This is a genomic window from Polaromonas sp., assembly GCF_031411155.1.
Taxonomy (GTDB): Bacteria; Pseudomonadota; Gammaproteobacteria; order Burkholderiales; family Burkholderiaceae_C; genus Polaromonas.
In genome coordinates this window covers 1-2,697 of sequence record NZ_JANOAL010000118.1, presented here as the reverse complement: position 1 = coordinate 2,697, position 2,697 = coordinate 1, and the positions used below count along the sequence as shown (strand labels likewise).

The following is a 2,697-nucleotide window of genomic DNA, read 5'->3' as shown; positions in this document are numbered from 1 at the left end:
TCGCCAAATCCGGGCGGCGTGCGCACGGCGATGTCAAAGGCGGTGACTTCGGGCTCGGCGCTGGTCGGCCCGACAGCGCCTTGTGGCGTCGGTGCCGGCGCGATTTTTTCGGGCGGCGGCGCGGGCGCCGGTGCGGTTTGTGTGACGCCGGAGGGCGGAGCGGTCACGGCCGGAAGCGGCGCGGCGGTCTGGGCTTTGACTGCGGCTACAGGCAGGAAAAGCGCCGCAAACAACAGCAAAGCAGCCAGCGCGCGGGGCAGTGCCGGCTGCGTGGCAAACAGTCCTGGCCGGGTGGCCCGTCGCGCGTCTCGGATACAGGGGGATGTCACCACCCCAGTTTACTTGAGCCCTACTTGGACAGCAGCCGCATGGCCTCTTCAAGGCCCTTGATGGTCAGGGGGTACATGCGCTGACCCACCAGTTGCTGGATCACGCTGATGCTCTGCGGTATTGCCAGACGCCCTGGGGCTCGGGGTTGATCCAGGCAAATTTCGGGAAGGCGTTGGTCAGCCGCTGCATCCACTCGGCGCCGCTTTCCTCGTTGTTGTATTCCACACTGCCGCCAGGCTGCAGGATTTCGTAGGGACTCATGGTCGCGTCTCCCACAAAGATCAGTTTGTAGTCCTTGTTGTACTTGCGGATGATGTCCCAGGTGGCAAACTTTTCGCTGAAGCGGCGGCGGTTGTTCTTCCACATGAAGTCATAGACGCAGTTGTGAAAGTAATAAAACTCCAGGTGCTTGAATTCCGCCTTGACGGCCGAGAACATTTCCTCTACGCGGTGAATGTGCTCGTCCATGGTGCCGCCCACGTCCATCAGCAGCAGCACTTTCACATTGTTGTGGCGCTCGGGCACCATCTTGATGTCGAGCCAGCCGGCGTTGGCGGCGGTGGACTTGATGGTGTCCGGCAGGTCCAGCTCCTCGACGCTGCCCTGGCGCGCAAACTTGCGCAAGCGGCGCAGCGCGACCTTGATGTTGCGCGTGCCGAGTTCCTGCGTGTCGTCGTAGTCCTTGTAGGCGCGCTGGTCCCAGACCTTGATGGCGCTCTTGTTGCGGCTTTTTTCCTGGCCAATGCGTATGCCCTGCGGGTTAAAGCCGTTGGCGCCAAAGGGCGAGGTGCCGCCGGTGCCTATCCATTTGCTGCCGCCCTCGTGGCGTTCTTTTTGCTCTTCAAAGCGTTTTTTCAGCGTTTCCATGAGCTCGTCCCAGCCCATTTTTTCAATCTTCGCCTTGTCTTCGGGGCTGAGTTCCAGTTCCAGGTTTTTGCGCAGCCATTCAAGGGGAATGTCCTTGGTGAAGTCGGCAATCATCTCGACGCCCCTGAAGTAGCTGGCAAAGGCGCGGTCAAACTTGTCGTAGTGCTTTTCGTCCTTGACCAGAATCGTGCGGCTCAGGTAATAAAAATCGTCGATCCTGTAGGCGCCCTCGCCGTCATGGGCGTCATTGATTTCACTGTTCGGCCCCACCACGCCGGCCTGCAGCGCTTCGAGCAGCATCAAAAATTCCTTGACGGACACCGGCAGCTTGGCCGAGCGCAGGGTGTAGAAGAAGTCGATCAGCATGGCGGACTCCTTTCAGGCAAAGGGAGGTGGGGTGCGGCTGTCCAGCAGGTACAGCAGCTGCGCCTTGACTTCGGGCCATTCACCCGAGTTCAGGCTGTACATCACGGTATCGCGAATCGTGCCGTCGCGGCGCAGCGCGTGGCCGCGGATCACGCCGTCCTTGCGGGCGCCCAGGCGCTCGATGGCGCGCTGGCTGGCGAAGTTGAAATTGTCGGTGCGCCAGCCCACCACATGGCAGCCCAGGGTTTCAAACGCATGTGTCAGCAGCAGCAGCTTGGTGGTGGTGTTGACATGGGTACGCTGGCTGCTGGCGGCATACCAGGTGTAGCCAATCTCGACGCGTTTGACCGCCGGCAGGATGTCGTGGTAGCTGGTGCTGCCCAGCACCTTGCCGGTGCCGGCCTCGATCACCGCAAAGGCCAGCCGGTTGTCCGTCTGCAGGGCGGTTGCTATGTAGGCGCGGGTTTCATCGGGCTCGGGCACCGAGGTGATGCGCAGCTTCCAGAGCTCGCCGTCGCTGGCGGCGGCGCGCAGCCCCGCTTCATGTTCCAGGCCCAGCGGCACCAGCCGCACACCGCGCGCCTCCAGGGTCACGGGTTCTACAAAAGCCATGTTCAGTTTTCCTCGTTGGCTTTGCGGCGCTTTCTCCAGCGGCGGGCCAGCTGCAGGCCCAGGCCACCGCCCACGCCGACCAGTACAATGCCGGCGATGGCGCTGTTGCCATAGCCTTCGGCAAAAATATCCAGCCCCAGCAGCCGCCCGATCCAGTAGCCCAGCAATGCGCCGCCGATGAAGCCGATGGCGTCGGACAGGCCTTCCAGCCACAATGATTTTGAGTTCATGACCGCGGCCCGGCTGTCAGCGGTTGTTGCGCTGCATGAACACCAGCTTTTCAAACAGCGTCACATCCTGCTCGTTCTTCAGCAGCGCGCCCACCAGCGGCGGCACCGCCACCCTGTCGTCCCGGCTTTGCAGCGCTTCGAGCGGAATGTCCTCGGCCAGCAGCAGCTTGAGCCAGTCCAGCAGTTCGCTGGTAGAAGGTTTCTTTTTCAGGCCGGGCAGGTTGCGCACCTCGTAAAAGGTTTTCATGGCCGCCGCCAGCAGCTCTTTCTTGAGGCCGGGAAAGTGCACGTC

At 62.0% G+C, this 2,697-nt stretch carries 2 protein-coding genes and 2 pseudogenes; all 4 read right to left on the bottom strand.

Translation table 11 applies throughout. The features are described 5' to 3' along the window. Positions 1–349: 349 nt before the first annotated feature. Positions 350–1,563: pseudogene (locus tag RMO23_RS08240) on the bottom strand (vWA domain-containing protein). Positions 1,564–1,575: 12 nt separating this feature from the next. Next, positions 1,576–2,175: a GNAT family protein gene (locus RMO23_RS08235; protein ID WP_309680319.1), complete on the bottom strand. Its 600-nt coding sequence runs from the start codon at positions 2,173–2,175 to the stop codon at positions 1,576–1,578. 2 nt (positions 2,176–2,177) lie between these two features. Beyond that, a complete protein-coding gene (locus RMO23_RS08230) occupies positions 2,178–2,405 on the bottom strand; it encodes a hypothetical protein (protein WP_309680317.1) in 228 nt (75 codons plus the stop codon). Between the two features lie 16 nt (positions 2,406–2,421). Continuing rightward, positions 2,422–2,697 (bottom strand): annotated as a pseudogene (locus tag RMO23_RS08225) (ATP-binding protein); the annotation flags it as partial.

Bases quoted from the DNA above. Each gene is read 5' to 3' on its own strand.
- RMO23_RS08230 (WP_309680317.1), bottom strand. From the start codon at position 2,405: ATGAACTCAAAATCATTGTGGCTGGAAGGCCTGTCCGACGCCATCGGC.
- RMO23_RS08235 (WP_309680319.1), bottom strand. From the start codon at position 2,175: ATGGCTTTTGTAGAACCCGTGACCCTGGAGGCGCGCGGTGTGCGGCTG.